At 71.3% G+C, this 18,446-nt stretch carries 15 protein-coding genes and 1 tRNA gene; 3 read left to right on the top strand and 13 right to left on the bottom strand.

Annotation, left to right across the window (positions count from 1 at the left end; genetic code table 11):
* Window positions 1–29 precede the first annotated feature (29 nt).
* The 10 genes from MJ604_RS12455 to MJ604_RS12500 form a co-directional block, all read right to left on the bottom strand.
* The gene (locus MJ604_RS12455) at window positions 30–950 is read right to left on the bottom strand and encodes a class E sortase (RefSeq protein ID WP_243058784.1); all 921 of its coding nucleotides are present in this window, start codon (window positions 948–950) and stop codon (window positions 30–32) included.
* Entirely contained in the window at window positions 947–3,739 is a 2,793-nt protein-coding gene (locus MJ604_RS12460; RefSeq protein WP_243058785.1) for a hypothetical protein, read from the bottom strand. The genes MJ604_RS12455 and MJ604_RS12460 overlap by 4 nt, the downstream gene beginning before the upstream one ends.
* Window positions 3,736–5,406, bottom strand: coding sequence for a substrate-binding domain-containing protein (locus tag MJ604_RS12465; protein WP_243058786.1), 1,671 nt, complete (start codon window positions 5,404–5,406; stop codon window positions 3,736–3,738). The genes MJ604_RS12460 and MJ604_RS12465 overlap by 4 nt, the downstream gene beginning before the upstream one ends.
* The gene (gene pstA / locus MJ604_RS12470; RefSeq protein ID WP_243058787.1) at window positions 5,403–6,515 is read right to left on the bottom strand and encodes a phosphate ABC transporter permease PstA; all 1,113 of its coding nucleotides are present in this window, start codon (window positions 6,513–6,515) and stop codon (window positions 5,403–5,405) included. Before pstA ends, MJ604_RS12465 begins: the two co-directional genes overlap by 4 nt.
* Window positions 6,512–7,558 carry a phosphate ABC transporter permease subunit PstC gene (gene pstC, locus MJ604_RS12475; protein WP_243058788.1) on the bottom strand — a complete coding sequence of 349 codons (1,047 nt, stop codon included), beginning with the start codon at window positions 7,556–7,558 and terminating at the stop codon, window positions 6,512–6,514. The genes pstA and pstC overlap by 4 nt, the downstream gene beginning before the upstream one ends.
* A 278-nt stretch (window positions 7,559–7,836) precedes the next feature.
* The gene (locus MJ604_RS12480) at window positions 7,837–8,610 is read right to left on the bottom strand and encodes a sulfite exporter TauE/SafE family protein (RefSeq protein ID WP_243058789.1); all 774 of its coding nucleotides are present in this window, start codon (window positions 8,608–8,610) and stop codon (window positions 7,837–7,839) included.
* Window positions 8,611–8,861: 251 nt separating this feature from the next.
* A complete protein-coding gene (locus tag MJ604_RS12485; protein WP_243058790.1) occupies window positions 8,862–9,470 on the bottom strand; it encodes an HAD family hydrolase in 609 nt (202 codons plus the stop codon).
* Entirely contained in the window at window positions 9,467–10,246 is a 780-nt protein-coding gene (locus tag MJ604_RS12490) for a 3'(2'),5'-bisphosphate nucleotidase CysQ (RefSeq protein WP_243058791.1), read from the bottom strand. The genes MJ604_RS12485 and MJ604_RS12490 overlap by 4 nt, the downstream gene beginning before the upstream one ends.
* A gap of 10 nt (window positions 10,247–10,256) precedes the next feature.
* Entirely contained in the window at window positions 10,257–10,856 is a 600-nt protein-coding gene (pth, locus tag MJ604_RS12495; protein ID WP_243058792.1) for an aminoacyl-tRNA hydrolase, read from the bottom strand.
* 52 nt (window positions 10,857–10,908) lie between these two features.
* Complete coding sequence (locus tag MJ604_RS12500) at window positions 10,909–11,577, bottom strand: 50S ribosomal protein L25/general stress protein Ctc (RefSeq protein ID WP_243058793.1); 669 nt, start codon at window positions 11,575–11,577, stop codon at window positions 10,909–10,911.
* Between the two features lie 181 nt (window positions 11,578–11,758).
* On the opposite strand from MJ604_RS12500, the gene pepN reads away from it, so the two are divergent.
* Window positions 11,759–14,134 (top strand): aminopeptidase N, encoded by a 2,376-nt coding sequence (gene pepN, locus MJ604_RS12505; protein WP_243058794.1) that lies wholly within the window; start codon window positions 11,759–11,761, stop codon window positions 14,132–14,134.
* A gap of 79 nt (window positions 14,135–14,213) precedes the next feature.
* On the opposite strand, the gene MJ604_RS12510 is transcribed toward pepN, so the two are convergent.
* The 3 genes from MJ604_RS12510 to MJ604_RS12520 all read right to left on the bottom strand — a co-directional run bounded on the left by MJ604_RS12510 (window position 14,214) and on the right by MJ604_RS12520 (window position 16,757).
* Window positions 14,214–15,194 carry a ribose-phosphate diphosphokinase gene (locus MJ604_RS12510; RefSeq protein ID WP_308194134.1) on the bottom strand — a complete coding sequence of 327 codons (981 nt, stop codon included), beginning with the start codon at window positions 15,192–15,194 and terminating at the stop codon, window positions 14,214–14,216.
* Window positions 15,195–15,213: 19 nt separating this feature from the next.
* On the bottom strand, window positions 15,214–16,677 hold the full coding sequence (gene glmU, locus MJ604_RS12515) for a bifunctional UDP-N-acetylglucosamine diphosphorylase/glucosamine-1-phosphate N-acetyltransferase GlmU (RefSeq protein ID WP_243058795.1): 1,464 nt from the start codon (window positions 16,675–16,677) through the stop codon (window positions 15,214–15,216).
* Between the two features lies 1 nt (window position 16,678).
* Window positions 16,679–16,757, bottom strand: a tRNA-Gln gene (locus tag MJ604_RS12520).
* Window positions 16,758–16,790: 33 nt separating this feature from the next.
* Between MJ604_RS12520 and MJ604_RS12525 the strand changes: the two genes are divergently transcribed.
* Both MJ604_RS12525 and MJ604_RS12530 read left to right on the top strand, forming a co-directional pair.
* Window positions 16,791–17,876 (top strand): ATP-dependent DNA ligase, encoded by a 1,086-nt coding sequence (locus MJ604_RS12525; protein WP_243058796.1) that lies wholly within the window; start codon window positions 16,791–16,793, stop codon window positions 17,874–17,876.
* 9 nt (window positions 17,877–17,885) lie between these two features.
* Complete coding sequence (locus MJ604_RS12530) at window positions 17,886–18,446, top strand: hypothetical protein (RefSeq protein WP_243058797.1); 561 nt, start codon at window positions 17,886–17,888, stop codon at window positions 18,444–18,446.

The following is an 18,446-nucleotide window of genomic DNA, read 5'->3' on the forward strand; positions in this document are numbered from 1 at the left end:
ATGAGTCCAGGGGTGCGGCGCCCCGGGACTCAGATCAAGGCCGGCAGCAGCCGGGAACCCAACGACGAGACGAGCCACAGCGCCGCCAGGACGCACGGACCGCCGGCGATCCAGGCGGCCGCGCGGGACCAGCGGTTCCAGGCCCAGACGAAGGCGGCGAGCGAGCCGACCAGCAGCTGCAGGCCGAGCGCCAGGAGCGCGAGCGACGTGGTGTCGAACTTCGCCGACATCAGCTTGGTGCCGATGTCCGCGGTCGCCACCGCGCCCGGGTCCGCCGCGTCACCGGTCAGGTCGGCGTCGACGTACACCGTCTCCCCCGCCTGCAGGCCGCCGAGCCCGGCCCCGCGGATCGCGGTCACCAGCGTCAGCCGGCTGCCGTCGGTCGCCGGCGGCGGCGGGACCGGGTCGCCGCGCAGCCGGGCGCCGGTGACCTCGTAGACGAACGTGCCCTGCGCGGTGGTCACCGTGATCGGCGCACCGGCCGGCAGCTCGGCGATGGTGCCGAACGGGCCACCGAACGTCAGCGAGCGGCCGGCGATCACGCTGACCCCGCGCTGGCCGGGCAGCACGCTGCCGAGCACGTGTCCCGGACCGTCCTGGAGCTGCACGGCTCGGGTGCCCTCGACGACCACCGTGTCCTCGACCCCGGCACCCGGGATCGAGAGCAGTGCCACGGGCGCGCCCGCGGCGATCGGCGCACCGGTCGGCGCGGTGCCGAGCGCGAGCTCGGTCCGCAGCCGCTCGTACAGCGAGCTCTGCGCGTGGCCCTGCTCGAGCCCGCTCAGCACCAGGATGTAGAGCAGCAGCCAGCCGAGCACCAGCGACAGAGCCAGCAGCACCTGGGAGAGCCCGACCTGCAGCGGCTGTCGGTCGCCACCGCCGGGCGGCGGCGAGGCGTCGATGGCGCCGTCGTGGAGGACCGTCGGCCCGTGCGCCTGCAGCGTCGTCATGCGCGCCTCTTCCCGCGGCGGAACACCGACCTCGAGAGCTTCTTGGCCTTCGGGCCGGCCGCGACCGCGGCCCTCTCGAGCGGGTCCCACCACCGCATCAGCGCGCCGGCGATGGCGCAGGCGATCGCGACGATCAGGATGCCGGGCACGCCGACCTGGCCGAACGCCGAGCTCTGGCCGGACGTCAGCACGGTCGAGGCCTGCACGACCGGCGCCTCCGCCGGGCCGTTGCCCTTGCCCGGCTTGCCGCCACCGGGCTCGATGCCCGGAGCGATCGGCGCGTCGACGACCGGCGTACCACCGCCGTTGCCGTCGGTCGACGGCGTCTCGCTGGGCTTGGGCGGCGCGACCCTGAAGTCGCAGGCCTCCTCGGCCGACGGCGCGTCGGCGTCGAGGGCCGGCGTCGTGCCGCCCTGGGCGCGGACCGCGGACACCGCCGACAGCGTGTAGTCGCGCAGGTCGCCGAGGCCGTTGGCCTCGGTCAGCGGCAGGTAGCCCGGCGGCAGCTGACCGTTGGCGCGGCCCGAGGTCTGGCCGTCGTCGCCCGCGTAGCAGAGCAGCTGGGCGAACTTCGTCGCGTCGGCCTCGTCCAGGCCGGAGGTCGGGACGACCGCGTAGATCGGCATCGCTCCGGGGTACGCCCCACCGGCGGCTGCCGCCAGCGACTTCGACGCGCTGCCCATCTTCTTGTAGTCGATCTCCCAGACCGAGGCGTCGTCGTCGGCCTTCAGCAACCCGGCGGCCGCCTTCAGGCCCGCCGAGTCCGGCGCCACGAACGTGCCGCCCACGCTCTCCAGCGAGGCGGTGCGCAGGTTGTAGCGCTCCGCCGCGGACAGCGACACCAGGCCGAGCACGAAGCGGTAGCCGACGGTCTGCCGGCCCTGCTGCCGCAGCGGCAGCGTGGTCGGGTCGTAGCCGTCGTAGCGGCACACGGTCGCGGCCGCGGAGCTGGCGAACTGCATGTTGAGCAGCACCGACGCCAGGTTCGACGGCGGGTTGGAGATCAGCTGCATGTACGGCGTCGGGCTGTTCGCGTAGCAGGCGTTCTGGTCGATGTACCACTGCGGCGCGATGAACCCGTCGAGCAGGGGCCAGTTGTCGACCGGCAGCACGATGTCCTGGTAGTTGGCGTTGACCGTCATGCCCCAGGGGTCGGCCTCGCCGTTCAGCCAGGCGCGCGCCTCCGGGTCGGAGTTGATCCACGAGGTCAGCGCCCACACCAGGTCGGTGCTCGACGAGAAGACCTGCAGCGCCGCCGCGGCCTCGAGCGTCGAGGACTCGGGCAGGCCGGGGTTCAGCTCCTGGAACTCGGGGTCGAGGGTGATGTTGAACGGGTTGCCGCCGATGCTCGGGTGGTTGTCGCGCACCATCGGCAGGGCCGGGTACGACGACGTGAGCAGCTTGGCGATCAGCCGCGCGTTGAGGTTGAGCTCCTCGCGTCGCTGCTGCGTGGCGTCGTCGATGCTGAACGCGATCGCGAAGCCACCGAACGCGATCGGCGCTTGGACGAGCGGGCGTTGGTAGCCGTCCGCCGGCGGAGCCGTGGTCAGCGCGGCGTCGATCTCGCCGGAGTTCACGAGCTGGCGGGCCAGCGAGTCGGCCTGCTGCACATGCGTGAACGTGAACAGGTCGTCGTCGGTGCAGAACGCCGGGCGCCAGGACGCGGTGAGCTCGTTGGCGACCACCGAGCCCATGATCTCGACCGGCGGCTCGTCGCTCATCACGTCGCAGATCGAGCCGGAGGCGGCGAAGTGCAGCGGGACCGTGATCCGGTTGCGCCAGTTGGACTCCGACCACCACAGGTTGCCGCGAACGGCCTGGTCGGTGGTCTCGCTCGAGCGCGGCGTGCCGGGCTCGTAGGCGCCGGTACGCCGGCAGGTCGCGTCACCGCTGGCCAGCTGCGCCTCGGTCAGCGGGACGCCGGCCTTCGTGGTCAGCTCGGCGCCCCAGGCGTCGCAGCTCACGCCGACGATCGGTACTGCCACCAGGGCGCAGTCGACCGACGGGGAGCAGCCGAGGGAGGCGTTCTCCGCCGCGGTCCACACCGCGAAGTCGGTCTCGCCCCTGCCGTCGGTGCCCGTGATGCCGTACGTCGTGTTGCTCGGCAGGCCGCCGGCCTCGGCGCTGTCGGACTCCGGCGCCATCGGCGTGCAGCCGACGCTCGGGTCCGGGCCGCCGTAGTAGACCTCGCCGCCGGCCGCACGGAACGGCAGCCAGTGCGCGGTCAGCGGCTCGCTGACCGCGGCGCACTCCTCCGGCAGCGGGTCGGGACGACCGACGATCGCCTCCCGCTCGTCGGCGTCGGCGTACGCGTCGAAGCGCCACGACGGCGTCTGCGAGGCCGCCGCGAGGTAGCGCTCCGTGGACGTCTGGGTCCAGCAGGTCTCGGGGGACAGGCGCACCTGGCCCTTCTCGACCTGGCCCTGGGTGTCGACGCCGCGGCACTCGAGGAGGACGAACGGGTACTCCTGGTTGCGGCCGTCGGACGAGTTCGGGTCACCGACGATGCCACCGGTCGGCACCGCACCGGACCAGGACACGCGGATCTCCTGGCGGCCGCGGAGGTTCTCGGTCTGGGAGACCTGCAGCGACACCTTGTTGCTGCTGACGACGGTCTCGGTCCCGTCCTGGTCGGTGAACGTGCGGGTCGCGGTGACCGTGCGCGACACCGCGTTCTCGGCAGCGGCCGTCGACTCACCGGTGAACGCCGGCACGATCGCGGCGACGCCGGTCAGCAGGAGCGCCGACGCGAACAGGATGCGCGCGGCGCGCATACGACGAGTCGTCACGAGCGGGCCGCCTTCCGGCGTGGGACCATCCGGCTCACCGCGGCCGGCACGACGAGCGTGCCGAGGAACAGCCCGACCACGAGCGCGGTCAGCACGGTCGGCGGACCGCCGGCGCCGTCGGCGGACAGCGTGGTCGCCACGACCGCGGACGGCGTCGAGCCGTCGCCCGTCGTGCCACCGAGACCGAGGTCGTCGGTCATGCCCGGCGTGCCGGAGCCCGGGGTGTCCGGGACGCCGTCGCCGTCCGCGTCGGTCGTGCCGGTGCCGCCACCGCCGCCGGTGCCGCCGTTCCCGCCGTTCCCGCCGTTGCCGCCGCTCGGGACCTCGCCGTTCTCGTCCGGGTTCTCGTTGTACGAGCCGGTGCCCTCGGCGCACGGGCCCTGGCCCGGCCGGTCGCACTCGGCCGGCATCGGCGCGATCGTCGCGAGGTAGTTCTGGTCCGGCTTGCCCGGGACGAACGTCGGGTTGTGGCAGTTCTTGACGTCCTTGATGATCGACGCGTCGAACTGGACGTCGTCGTCGGCGAGCTTGAGCTTGTTGACCTGCGTGAAGCCGGCCTGCACCAGGTTGACCGGCAGCGGCGAGTAGCCGATCGGCCCGATCTCGGACTGGCCCTCGCAGATCGAGTGCTTGAGGAAGTCCACGATCGTCTGCCGCTTCGACGTCGTCATCCGCGAGTCGTCCGAAGCGGTCGGGATGATCGCGTAGACGTACGACGACAGCGGGTAGGTGCGCTTGTCCGGGTTCGTGTAGACCTTGTCGAGCTTCTGCGTCAGGTAGTTCGGGTCGCTCGGGTTGTCGTTGATCTCGGCCCGCGTCAGCGCGACCGCGACGTTGTACTGCGTCGGCAGGGTGAAGTAGCCGGCCTTGTTGAGCACCTTGGCGACCGGGAAGTTCGCCATCAGCGGGTAGGAGTACTCCTCCATCGCGATCGCGCCGTTGGAGCCCGCGCTCTTCACGAAGTTCATGACGCCGTCGGAGCCGGTCTGCGCCTTCTGCGGGCCACGGGTGTCGCCGCAGTTGAGCGGGAAGTAGTCGGTCGGCGTGTTCTTGCCGCCGTTGCAGGAGCTCCAGTACGACGGGTACTGGCTGACCATCCAGGTCGTGAACTGGTTGGTGACACCGGCGCCGTCGGCGCGCACGACCGGGATGATCGGGATCGACGGCAGCGCGCGACCGTTGTTGTCCTTGGTGATCTGCGCGTCGTTCCAGTTGGTGATCTGGTTGGTGAAGATCTTCGCGATGGTCTCGCCCGACAGCCGGATGTTGCGCACCATCTGGCCGCCCACCTCGACGTGGTACGGGAACGACGTGCCACCGGCCACGATCGGCAGGTAGGCGAACGAACGGCCCAGCGACGAGTCGATAGCACCGGTCGTCGGGTCCTTGCCGCGGTACGGCGAGTCGGTGACGCCGAAGTCGGTCGACTTGTTCGCGTAGTCCTTGCGACCCTGGGCCGCGCCGTTCGCGGTGTAGACGACCCGCAGGCCCTTGGCGTCGACGTCGGCGACCCACTGGTTGACCGCGTTCGCGGCCCACGACGAGCCCGAGCCCTGGATCAGTGCGTACGAGGGGGCCGCGCTGGCCGCACTCGTGCCGGTGAGCATCGCCAGCACCATCGCCAGAAGGACGGCGAGGCCACGGATCATCCGGTTCCGGGGGTTCATCGGGTCTTCTTCCTTCTTCCGCCGGCCACGAGCCGGGCGATCACGAACAGGGTGAGCACGACGACGAGCAGCACCGCCGCGGCGGCGTACGCCCGCTCCTCCATCTGGGGGTTGCCGGTTCCGACGGCCGCGTAGATGAACAGGGGAAGCGAGTTCATCGGGTCCTGGGTCGGGTTGGCGTTGAAGAACGTCGAGGCTCCCGACGTGAGCAGCACCGGCGAGGTCTCACCGACCGCGCGCGCCGTGCCGAGGATCAGCGCGGTCGCCAGGCCCGGGCGAGCCGTGGGGAGCACGACCTTCCAGACCGTCTCCCACCGGCCGGCGCCGAGCGCGTACGACGCCTCGCGCAGGCCGCCCGGCACGACGCCGAGGACGACGTACGCCGCCCGCGCCATGATCGGGAGCGCCATCACCGCGAGGGCGAGCGCGGCGGCGAGACCGCTGGCCGGCATGCCGAGGTAGACCAGGCAGACCGTGTAGATGAAGAGGCCCGCGACGATCGACGGCAGCGCGGTCATCGCCTCGACGACCGTGCGCACCAGCTGCGACCCGCGACCGCCGACCTCGGACATGAAGACCGCGGTGGCGACGCCGAGCGGCATCGCGATGGCGATCGCGATCATCACCTCGATCAGCGTGCCGACGATCGCGTGCAGGATCCCGCCCATCGTGAACGGGTCGTCGGCGCGGACGCCGGACATGTCCTCGGTGAAGAAGTTGAGGTGGGCCAGCGCGGGCAGGCCCTTGACCAGCGTCATCACCACGACGCTGGCCAGCGCGATCGCGATCAGCGTCGGCGCCGCGACCACCGCGGTCGTCACGATCCGGTCCATCACCACCGCGCGCGGCTGGGTGAGCGCGGTCAGGCCGGCGTAGAAGACGACCAGCACGAGGTACCAGCAGACGACGAAGCCGATGAGCCCCTCGAACGGGAACACCTGGAAGTAGAACAGCCAGGTCGTGGCCGACGAGGCGCAGAGTGCGCCAATGATCGTGAGCACGTCCTCGCGGGTGCTCGACCCGGTACGGCGCAGCTCCTCCGGCTCGGGGAGCGTCGGCGCGGACGCCTGCTCCTCCACCACCACGGGGCGTTCAGCGACGGCGGTCACAGCTCGGTCACCCCGCCGCTGCGCGAGCGCGACACGATGATCGCGGCCAGGCTGTTGACGAGCAGGGTCATGAGGAAGAGCACGAACCCGGCCGTGAGCAGCGCGGAGAGCTGCGACGGCGAGGCCTCCTTGAAGCTCGAGGCGATTAGCGCGGAGATCGTCGACGTACCGGACTCGAGCACGTACGGCTTGATCTCGAAGGCCTGCGAGATCACCAGCACCACCGAGATCGTCTCGCCGAGCGCGCGGCCCAGGGCGAGCATGCCGCCGCCGATGATGCCGCTCCGACCGAACGGCAGGACCACCGTGCGCACCATCGCCCAACGGGTGGCGCCGAGCGCGAGCGCGGCCTCCTTCTCGCCGACCGGCGCCTCGGAGAAGACCTCGCGCATCACCGAGGTCGCCATCGGGAAGATCATCATCGTCACCGCGAGCGAGGCGACGAACGCGGAGCCGGCGTACGACGGGTAGCCCGGCGCCTGGTTCCAGATCGGGTAGTCGACGTCGGTGCGCACGTGGAAGAGCGGGAACCAGCCGAGGTACTTGCTGAGCCAGTGCGCGACCTCGGTCGCGTGCGGCTGGATCACGAACAGCACCCAGAGGCCGAAGACGATGCCCGGCACCGCGGCCATCATGTCGACGAAGCGCACCAGCGTCGGCCGCAGCCAGGCCGGCGCCCAGTCGGTGATGAAGAGCGCGGTCAGCAGCGACAGCGGGATCGCGAAGAAGATCGCGATCAGCGCCACCTGGATGGTGCCGACGACGACCGCGGCGATGCCGATGCGGTCCTGGCTGGGCAGCCAGCGGAACTCGGTGAAGAAGCCGAAGCCGTAGGTCTGCAGGGTCGGCACGGACTGCGCGCCGAGGAAGACGCCGATCGAGCCGACGATCAGCAGCACGAGGAACGCGATCGCGCGGGACCCGTGGATGAACAGGCGGTCCTGTCCACCGTGCCGCGTCACCAGCGTGCGCGGCACGTCCGTCTCGGAGTCGGTCTCGCCCTGCGGCGCTACCGGTGGCGTGGTCGCCACGTCACCCGACATTCAGCTCACCCTCACCCGTTCGACAACACCGCTCCCGGAGGAGCAAGGCACCCATTGCCTTCAATGTCGAGCAGATTAGTGGTTTAAATGTACAAAGCCGCGGGAACCGCCCAAAGTTGATGATTCGTGAGACAACCGGTCTAGACAGCGCCCTGGGCGAGTGGGCACCGGAGCGTGGGCGAGCCGCGGCGACGGTTTCCCCGGCCCACCGGGGAAACCTGACGTTCTGGGGCGAAACTTCACCCGAGAACGTCAGGGATTGGCCGAGAAGTCGGCCGTCAGATCACCGCTTGGGTGACGTAGAGCCCGGCGAGAGCGAGTGCCAGCACGCCGAGGAGGATCCGCAGCGCCTGCTCGGGGATCCGCGGCTGCAGCGAGGCGCCGAGCCAGCCGCCGGCGAGACCGCCCAGGCCGCAGGCGATGCCGAGCGACCAGTCCGGGGCGACGGGACCGGTCGCGTCCAGCGAGATCACGGCGTACGTCGCCACGCCCACGACCGACGTCACCCACGTGGAGAGCAGGGCCGCGGGCGCCACCGTAGCGACCGCCATCCCGGTGCCGACCAGGATCGGCCCCATCACGGACCCGCCGCCGATGCCGTAGAGGCCCCCGACGATCCCGACCACGAACGCCAGGGCCCGGACAGCAGGGGCCGACAGCCGGCGCTCGATCGCGCCGGGTCGTGGCTTGCGGAGGATGAACACCCCGACCGGGGCGAGCACCGCGGCGGCGAGCAGCCGGAACACGTCCGGATCGGCGACGACGTACACCCGGATGACGGCGCCCAGCACGACCCCCGGCACCGAGCCGGTCAGCAGCTGGAGCGCCAGGTCGCGGTCCACCCGGCCGGCGCGGCGGTAGCGCAGCAGCCCGCCCGGCCCGGAGATCACGTTGTAGAGCAGGTTGGTCGGCGTGATCCGCGGGCTCGGCACGTGCAGCACCGACATCTGCACCGGCAACAGGAACACCGCCCCCGACACCCCGACCGGCGTCGTCACCGTCGCCAGCACGAAGCCGACGGCCAGGCCGATGAGGTCGCGCTGCCAGTCCACGGACGTGCATCCTGCCAGCAGTCCGGGCCTGCGGTGGGCGCGGTTTCACCGGTGCACCGGTGATTCCGTCACTTCTCGGCCGTTGCAACGGCTGAGAAGTGACAGGTCTGCCCGAGGAGTCGCCGGGCCGGGGCGCGCCCTGCGGAATCACCGGTGCACCGGTGATTCCGTCACTTCTCGGCCATTGCAACGGCTGACAAGTGCCAGAACTGCCCACCCGGTGGGACTGGTGGGACGGGATCGGCCCGGTGTCAGACCGTCACTCCGTGGCCCGAAAGCAGCCCGACGAGCGCCGGGAGGCCCTGCGCCAGGTCCCAGTGCTCGGCGACCAGGCCGGCGGCGCGAGCGGCCTCGACGTTCGCGAGCGAGTCGTCGACGAACAGCACCTCGTCAGCCGCAGCGCCGATCAGCGCGAGCGCACCGGCGAAGAACTCCGGGGACGGCTTGGCCGCGCCCAGCTCGCACGAGTAGCAGCCGACGTCGAACACCGCGTCGTACCCCAGCACGGTCCGCAGGTACGTCGCCCGCTCGCGGTGCTGGTTGGTCCCGAGGTGGACGCCGTAGCCGGCGGCGCGCAGGGACGCCACGAGCGCGAGGACGTCGGCCGACGGCTCGACCGCGTTCCACAGCGTGCCGTACAACGACACGGGGTCGGCCGTGATGCCGTGCTCGAGCAGGATCCGGGTCAGCTGCGGCAGGAAGTCGCCGTCGCCGCGGAGCGTGGGGCCTTCGACGGCGAAGAGGGCGTCGAGCAGATCGTCGGCGCGGTCACCGACGAGCTCGACGGCCGTGGCCGCGCGCCGCATGTCCGGCAGCGTCTGGACGACGCCGTCGGCGTCGAGCAGGACGTGCTGGATCACTCGTACCCGTGCTCCTTCACGAACGCCACGATCCGCTCGGCCAGCTCGGGCCGGCAGACGATGAGGTCGGGGAGGTACACGTCGTCCTGGTTGTACTCCAGCGGCGTGCCGTCGATGCGCGAGGTGAACAGCCCGGCGGCGCGGGCGACCGCGACCGGGGCGGCGGAGTCCCACTCGTACTGTCCGCCCGCGTGCACGTAGGCGTCGGTGATGTCGCGGGCGACCGAGATGACCTTCACGCCCGCCGAGCCCATCGGGACCAGCTCGGCGTCGAGCTCCTTGGCCAGGCCGTGCACGAACTCCGGCGGGCGCGAGCGCGAGACGGCGATGCGCGGGCGCGGCGCGGAGGAGGGAGGTACGACGGGCGGCGTACCGGTGTTGAACGTCTCGCCGAGCGCGGGCTGGGCGACGGCACCGGCGACCAGGTCGCCGTTCTGCCAGAGCGCCACGTGCACCGCCCAGTCCTCGCGCGGGACCTCGGAGAACTCACGGGTGCCGTCGAGCGGGTCGACGATCCAGACCCGGCTGTTCTTGAGGCGCGCCTTGTCGTCCTTGCCCTCCTCGGACAGCACGGCGTCGTCCGGCCGGTGCTCGGCGAGCAGCTCCATGAGCAGCTCGTGGGCCGCACGGTCGCCGGCGTCCTTGAGCTCGCGGCCCTCGAGGCCCTCACCCCGGACCTCGAGCAGCCGCTCCCCCGCGACGGTGGCCAGCCACGAGGCGAGCACGTGGTCGTCGGTGGCGGCCTCGGCGGGCGGGGTTCCGGGTTCAAAGGTCATGCGGGGCACCTTACGAGTTGTAGTTCTGCTGCGTGCGCTCCAGGCCGTCGGTGACCAGCGACTCGACGGCGTCCGCGGCCTTGTCGACCTGGAACGGCAGGATCTTCCGCTCGGCCGACGAGTAGTCGGACAGCACGAAGTCCGCGACGTCCTGGCGCCCGGGCGGGCGGCCGATGCCGACCCGGACCCGGTAGAAGTCACCGGTGCCGAGGGAGTTGCGCATGGAGCGAAGTCCGTTGTGGCCGTTGTCGCCGCCGCCGAGCTTGACCCGCATCGTGTCGAACGCGATGTCGAGCTCGTCGTGGATGGCGACGATCCGCTCGGGCGGCACCTTGTAGAACGTCGCGAGCTGCTTCACCGGGCCGCCGGTCTCGTTCATGTAGCAGCGCGGGCGCGCGAGGATCACCCGCGGGCCGGGCATGCCCGGCGCACCGAACCGGCCCTCGACCACGTCGGCGCGCCCGGACTTGTGGGCCCGGAAGGAGGAGCCCATCCGGGTGGCGAGCTCGTCGGTCACGAGGTACCCCACGTTGTGCCGGTGGCCGGCATAGGAAGGGCCGGGATTCCCCAGCCCGACCACCAGCCACACGGGTGCAGCAGCGTCGGTCACGGAATCCCGGCCCTCTCTACGAAACAGGTCGACCAAAGAGATCACCGAGTGATCACTCCGCGGCGGACTCCTCCGAGGCAGCCTCGGCGGCGGGCTCGGCAGCGGTCTCGGCCTCGGGAGCGTCGTGCTCGATGCCGGCCTCGGCCTCGGCCTCCTCCAGCTCGGCCTCGAGAGCCTCGGCGGAGATCTGCTCGGTGATGTTGACGATCAGCGTCTCCGCGTCGGTCAGCAGGGTGCTGCCCTTCGGGAGCGTGAGGTCGGAGGCGTGGATCTGGGTGCCGGCGGCGGCGCCGTCGATGTCGACCTCGATGGCCTCGGGGATGTGGGTGGCCTCGGCCTCGATCTGCACGGTGGCGTTCTCGGTGACGACCAGGGTCTCCTTGGCGGCGTCGCCGACCAGGTGGACGGGAACGTCGACGGTGACCTTCTCGCCCTTGACGACGGCGACGAAGTCGACGTGCTCGAGCACGCGGCGGATCGGGTCGACCTGGACCTGCTTGGTCAGCGCGAGCTGGGTCTTGCCGTCGATGTCGAGCTCGAGCAGCGCGTTGGCGCCGCCGTGCTTGATCGCCATCATCGTGGCGTGGCCCGGCAGGGTCAGGTGGATCGGCTCGTTGCCGTGGCCGTAGACGACGGCGGGGATCTTGTTCTCACGGCGGATGCGGCGGGCCGCACCCTTGCCGAACTCGGTGCGGGTCTCGGCGACGATCTTCTCGGACATGGGGAATGCTCCTCGTTCGGTGCTGGCTGCTTCTAACGTCTGGGGCCTCGACACTGCCGATCGCAGGGGGCACACCCGGAGGTTCAGCCAGCCCTGTCGATCACGGAGCTCCCGGTGACGGGCGCTCCCTCGCCGAGGCAACTTCGCAAGACTACTGGGCGGGCGCCCGTAGGGTCGAATCGTGAGCCTGACCCTCGTCGAGGCCCGGTCGCGGGCCACCGCCCTCTCGGACGTCTCGTACGCCGTCGACCTCGACCTGACCGACCCGGCGGCCGACCGGTTCGGGTGCCGAACGACCGTGCGGTTCACGTCCACCGCGTCCGAGACGTTCCTCGAGCTGACGGCGGCCACCGACGTCGAGGTGGTGCTCGACGGCACCGTCGTGGCGGCGGCGTACGACGGGCGCCGGCTGCACCTCACCGGGCTCGGCGGCGCGCACGTGGTGACGGTGAGCGCGCGGCTGCCGTTCGTGACCGATGGCGAGGGCATGCACCGGACCGTCGACCCCGCGGACGGCGAGACCTACCTCGGCGCCTACCTCGGGCTCGACGTCGCGCAGCGGCTGTTCGCGTGCTTCGACCAGAACGACCTGAAGGCTCCGGTCGCGATCAGCGTCGCGGCGGACCCGTCGTGGACGGTGCTCGCCAACGGGCGCACGGTCAGCGAGGGCGGCGGGCGCTGGGAGTTCGCGCCCACGCCGCCGATCCCGGTCGCGCTGGTCTGCGTGGTCGCCGGCCCGTGGCGGTCCGTGCGCTGGGAGCACGCCGGGCTGCCGTTCGGCTGGCACGCCCGCGCCTCGCTGGCGGCCGAGCTGGCCCGCGACGCCGACGAGCTGCGCGCGGTCACCGAGGCGTGCTTCGACCACTACGCCGAGATCTTCCACGAGCCCTACCCGTTCGACTCGTTCGACCAGGTCTTCGTCCCCGGCCTCAACTGGGGCGCGCAGGAGCAGCCGGGCTGCGTGATCTACCGCGACGAGATGCTGCCGGTCGGCCGGGTTCCGCAGGACCTCCGGCTGCTGCGCGCCTCGGTGGTCGCGCACGAGATGGCGCACATGTGGTTCGGCGACCTCGTGACGATGACCTGGTGGGAGGACTCCTGGCTGCAGGAGAGCTTCGCCGACTACCTGGGCTACCGGGTCGCCGAGGAGGCGGCCGGGTACGCCGGCGCCCTGCTCGGCCACGAGGTCGGGCGCAAGCCCGCGGCGTACCACGCCGACGAGCGCCGCTCGACCCACCCGGTCGCGGCGCACCCCGAGGACGTGCCCGACGTCGCCGCGGCGGCCACGATCTTCGACTCGATCTCGTACGCGAAGGGCAACTCCGTGCTGCGCCAGCTGGTCACCTGGCTCGGCGACGAGACGTTCCTGCGCGGGGTGAACACCTACCTGACGCGGCACCGCTTCGCGAACGCGACGCTCGCCGACTTCGTCGCCGCGCTCGACGAGGCCTCCGACCGCGACGTCCGCGCGTGGGTCGAGGTCTGGCTGCGGCAGAGCGGCTTCGACACGATCCGCGTCGAGCGCGACGGCGACGTACCGGTCCTGCACCGCGACGGCGTGCGCCCGCACCGGTTCCGCGTCACGGCGCTCGACGGCACCAGCGCGTACGTCGACCTCGCGGACGACCCGGTGCCGCTGCCGGCGATGGCGGGGCTGGCGGTGGTCCCGAACAGCCACGGCGAGACCTTCGCCCGGATCGTCCTCGACGAGCAGTCGTGGGATGCGGTGGCCGCCGGGCTCAGCGGGATCGACGACGACCTCACCCGGGGTGTGCTCTGGACGATGCTGTTCGACCGGGTGCAGACCAGGGACCTCGACCCGCTCACGTTCCTCGACCTCGTCAGCCGGCACCTGCCCGCCGAGCGCACCCCCTCCCTGGTGACCACGATCGTCGGGCGCACCCTCGGCCGGGTGCTCCCGCTGCGGGTGCCGAACGAGGCAGCGGCAGGCGCCCGGGCGCGGATCGCCGCGGCCTGCGCGACCCCGACCGACGACGCCGACCTCGCGCTCGCGTTCGCGGGCGGCCTCGCCGCGACCGAGCCGGACCCGGCACGGCTGCGCTCCATGCTCGGCTCGCTCACCCCCGCGCTCCGGTGGCGCGCGGTGCGCCGGCTCGCGGAGACCAGCGCCGCCGACGCCGAGTTCATCGAGGCCGAGCGGCTTCGCTCCCCCGGTCTGGACGCCGAGCTCGGCGCCGCAGCGGCCCTCGCTGCCCGGCCGACCGAGCACGCGAAGGCCGACGCGTGGGCGGTCGTCTCCGACCCCGAGGTCGGGAACCGCGTGCTCACCACCGTGCTCGGCGGCCTCTGGTCACCCGAGCAGGCCGACCTGGTGGCGCCGTACGTCGACCGCTACCTGCGCGAGGCGCCCGCGTGGAGCGCGCGGGGCGCCGGCTTCGCGCAGGTCGTCGGGCAGGCGCGACCGACCCTGCTGCTCACCGACGCGCAGCGAGCGCTGCTGCACGAGCAGCTGGCCGGCGAGCTGCCGACCGTGCTGCGCCGGCAGTGGTCGGACTGGGCCGACGACCTGGCGGGGACGCGTCAGCGGACCCGCTGATGGTGGTCGAGCGAGCCGCGCGACCGAGGAACGAGGTCACGACCGGCGTGTCGAGACCCGGTGAGCCCAGCGACGGCGCCTAGCTGTGCCCGTCGAACATCGACGTGACCGAGCCGTCCTCGAACACCTCGCGGATCGCGCGGGAGACCAGCGGCGCGATCGACAGGCAGGTGAGCTTGTCGAACTCCTGGTCCGCCTTCAGCGGCAGCGTGTTGGTGACGACGACCTCGGTGGCCGGGCTGTTCTTCAGCCGGTCGACCGCAGGGTCGGAGAGGATCGCGTGGGTGGCGGCGATGATCACGCCCGCGGCGCCGTCGGCCATCAGGGCCTCCGCGGCCTTCACGATGGTGCCGCCGGTGTCGATCATGTCGTCGACGAGCACGCACATCTTGCCGGCGACCTCACCGACGACGCGGTTCGCGACGGTCTCGTTCGGGCGGTCGGTGCGACGGGACTTGTGGATGAACGCCAGCGGCGCACCGCCGAGGCGGGCCGACCAGCGCTCGGCGACCTTGATCCGGCCGGCGTCCGGCGAGACCACGGCGAGCGCCTGGTTGCCGTACTTCTCCTTCACGTAGTCCGCGAGGATCGGCAGCGCCATCAGGTGGTCGACCGGGCCGTCGAAGAAGCCCTGGATCTGGTCGGCGTGCAGGTCGACGGTGATCAGCCGGTCGGCCCCCGCGGTCTTGAACAGGTCGGCCATCAGCCGCGCCGAGATCGGCTCACGGCCCTTGTGCTTCTTGTCCTGGCGGGCGTAGCCGTAGAACGGCATCACCACGGTGATCCGCTTGGCCGAGGCGCGCTTGAGCGCGTCGACCATGATCAGGTGCTCCATGATCCACTCGTTGATCGGAGCGGTGTGACTCTGGATCACGAAGGCGTCGCAGCCGCGGACGGACTCCTCGTAGCGGACGTAGATCTCGGAGTTCGCGAACTCGTACGCCGACTGCGGCACCAGGTCGGTGCCCAGCAGGTCGGCGACCTCGGCGGACAGCTCCGGGTGGGCCCGGCCGCTGAAGACCATCAGGTTCTTCTCGGTGGTCTTCTTGTATCCCGTCACGGGATGGATTCTGCCCCTGTCAGCCCGGGTTGCCCAACTCTGTCCGCTCGTGAGACACATCTCGTTCATCTGCGGCCGCGGCGGCGGCCTCGGCCTGGGCCGTTCCGGCGCGCTTCGACTGCGCCCAGCCCTCGATGTTGCGCTGCGGGCCGCTCGACACCGCGAGCGCTCCCGGCGGCACGTCGCGGCGTACGACGGTGCCCGCTCCGGTCCCGGCTCCGTCGCCGACCTCGACCGGGGCGACGAAGGTGTTGTTCGAGGCCGTCTTGGCGTGCTTGCCGATCTTCGTGCGGTGCTTCTGGACCCCGTCGTAGTTGGCGAAGATCGTGCCGGCCCCGATGTTGGTGCCCTCGCCGATCTCCGCGTCGCCGACGTACGACAGGTGCGGCACCTTGGCGCCGTCCCCGATCGTGGCGTTCTTGGTCTCGACGAACCCGCCGATCTTGCCTCCGGCCCCGAGCTCGGTCCCGGGCCGCAGGAAGGAGAACGGGCCGACGTTCGCCTCGGCGCCGATCACCGCCAGCTCGCCGTGGGTGCGGACGACGCGGGCTCCCGCGCCGATCTCGCAGTCCTTGAGGGTGCTGTCCGGGCCGATCACGGCGTCCTCGCCGATCTTGGTGGCGCCGAGCAGCTGCACGCCCGGCAGGATCGTCACGTCCTGGGCCAGCACCACGTCGGCGTCGATCCAGGTCGTGGCCGGGTCCATCACCGTGACGCCGGACTGCATCCAGCCCTCCACGATCCGCCTGTTCAGCTCGGCGCCCATCTTGGCCAGCTGGGCGCGGTCGTTGACGCCCTCGGTCTGCATGACGTCGTCGATCGGGTAGGCACCGACGGTCAGGCCGTCCTGGCGAGCGATCGCGATCGCGTCGGTGAGGTAGTACTCGCCCTTGGCGTTGTCGTTGCCGATCCGCGGCAGCGCGCCGAGCAGGAACTCGGCGTCGAAGGCGAGGATCCCGGAGTTGATCTCGCGGACCTCGCGCTGCGCCTCGCTCGCGTCCTTCTCCTCGACGATCGCCTCGACGTCACCCTCGTCGTTGCGCAGCACCCGCCCGTAGCCGAACGGGTCGTCCACGATGCCGCTCAGGATGCTCACCGCGCCCTGGGACGCCTCGTGCTCGGCGACGAACCACCGCAGCGACGCACCGGTGAGCAGCGGGGTGTCGCCGTACGCCACCAGGACGGTGCCCGACATCCGCTCCGCCGCCTCGACGGCCATCCGCACCGCGTGGCCGGTGCCGAGCTGCTCCTCCTGGACCGCCAGGACGGCGTTCGGCTCGCGAGACAGGATGTGCGCCTCGACCTGCTCGCGCTGGTGCCCGACCACGGCGACGATGCGCTCGGGCCCGGTCGCGCGCGCGGCGGCGAGGACGTGGCCGATCATGGTGCGCCCCGCGATCGGGTGCAGCACCTTCATCGTCTTGGACTTCATCCGGGTACCGCCGCCGGCGGCCAGCACGATGACGGTCAGCTCAGTAGTCACGCTCCCCGGGTAGGAGTCGAACCTACGTCGCTAGTCCTGATTCAAAGTCAGGCGGGCCCTGCCGGCAGACCAACCGGGGATTGGTTGATGCGAACAAAGACTAGTGTCGGATCGTGGACCTTCCCGTCATGCCTCCGGTTCAGCCGATGCTCGCGAAGTCCGTGAAGGGCATCCCGGACCCCGCCAAGCACGGCGGGCTGAGCTTCGAGCCGAAGTGGGACGGCTTCCGCTGCCTGGTGTTCAAGGACGGCGACGAGGTCGAGCTGGCCAGCCGCAACACCAAGCCGCTGACCCGCTACTTCCCCGAGGTCGTCGCGGCGATGAAGGAGCAGCTGCCCGACCGCTGTGTGCTGGACGGCGAGCTGTTCGTGTCCATCGGGGAGCGGCTCGAGTTCGAGGTGCTCCAGGAGCGGATCCACCCGGCGGCCTCGCGGATCGAGATGCTCAGCGAGAAGACGCCGGCCTCCTACGTCGCCTTCGACCTGCTCGCGCTCGGCGACGCGTCGTACGCCGAGCGGCCGTTCGCCGAGCGCCGCGCGGCCCTGGAGGAGGCGCTCGGCGGCCTCGACGGCCCGTGCTTCCTGACCCGCACCACCACCGACCCGGCCGAGGCCGAGGAGTGGTTCCACCAGTTCGAGGGCGCGGGCCTGGACGGCGTCGTGGCGAAGCCGCTCGAGGCGACGTACCAGCCGAACGCCCGCACGATGCTGAAGATCAAGCACGAGCGGACCGCCGACGTGGTGGTCGCGGGCTACCGCGAGCACAAGACGAGCACGCCCGAGGCGCCGCTGCTCGGCAGCCTGCTGCTCGGCCTCTACGCCGACGGCGAGCTGCAGCACATCGGGGTCAGCGCGAGCTTCACCGCCGCGCGGCGGGCCGAGCTGATCCAGGAGCTCCAGCCGCTCGTCGTCGACATCCAGGACCACCCGTGGGGGCGCTGGCAGGAGTTCCTGACCGCGAACCCGGACCGGGTCCCGGGCACCCAGAGCCGGTGGAGCCAGGGCAAGGACCTGTCGTTCACGCCGCTGCGGCCGGACCTGGTGCTCGAGGTCGCCTACGACCACATGGAGGGGCGCCGGTTCCGCCACACCGCGCAGTTCCGGCGCTGGCGACCGGACCGGGACCCGGAGTCGTGTGGCTACGAGCAGCTGGACGAGCCCGTCTCCTACGATCTGGCTAGGATCCTCGGCGTCGACTAGGAGGCAGCCATGTCCGAGAACAGCAGCACCGAGGACTACGACGTCGTCCTGCTCATCGAGCAGGCGCTCACCCCGCAGGACGCCGCGCAGGTGCACTCGTTGCACGAGGGGCTGGACGGGCCGGTGGTCTACCACGTGCTCCTCCCGCTCGAGGACGCCGCGACCCGCATCGAGTCCGCGATGGGGTCGCTGACCGCCGGCGACATGCTGGCCTCCCCGACGATGCCGATGAGCGAGGTCGACCTGGAGGCGGTCCGCAAGGACTGCCAGGACCGGTCGCACGCCGAGCTCGACCAGACCCTCGAGGCGCTGCGCGCCAGCGGCGCGGTCGCCCGCGGCGAGGTCGTGGTGGACCCGCCGATCGACGCGCTGGCCGCGAAGGTCGCCGAGGTCGACGGTCGCGAGGCGATCATCTTGACCCGGTCGCACGTCGTCTCCGAGTTCTTCCACGTCGACTGGACCTCGAAGGCCCGTCGCCGGCTCGGCGTCCCGATCCTGCACCTGCTCGAGCGCGAGACCTTCGACGAGCAGGCCGAGGGGTACGGCAACGAGGGCATCACGGGGCTCTGA

The sequence above is a fragment of the Nocardioides sp. SR21 genome (assembly GCF_022761125.1).
Classification (GTDB): Bacteria; Actinomycetota; Actinomycetes; order Propionibacteriales; family Nocardioidaceae; genus Nocardioides.

What these genes read in the sequence shown, in the direction of transcription:
- MJ604_RS12490 (WP_243058791.1), bottom strand. Translation starts at nt 10,246, where the DNA reads ATGACCTTTGAACCCGGAACCCCGCCCGCCGAGGCCGCCACCGACGAC.
- MJ604_RS12530 (WP_243058797.1), top strand. Translation starts at nt 17,886, where the DNA reads ATGTCCGAGAACAGCAGCACCGAGGACTACGACGTCGTCCTGCTCATC.
- MJ604_RS12465 (WP_243058786.1), bottom strand. Translation starts at nt 5,406, where the DNA reads ATGAACCCCCGGAACCGGATGATCCGTGGCCTCGCCGTCCTTCTGGCG.
- MJ604_RS12500 (WP_243058793.1), bottom strand. Translation starts at nt 11,577, where the DNA reads ATGTCCGAGAAGATCGTCGCCGAGACCCGCACCGAGTTCGGCAAGGGT.
- MJ604_RS12455 (WP_243058784.1), bottom strand. Translation starts at nt 950, where the DNA reads ATGACGACGCTGCAGGCGCACGGGCCGACGGTCCTCCACGACGGCGCC.
- pstC (WP_243058788.1), bottom strand. Translation starts at nt 7,558, where the DNA reads ATGTCGGGTGACGTGGCGACCACGCCACCGGTAGCGCCGCAGGGCGAG.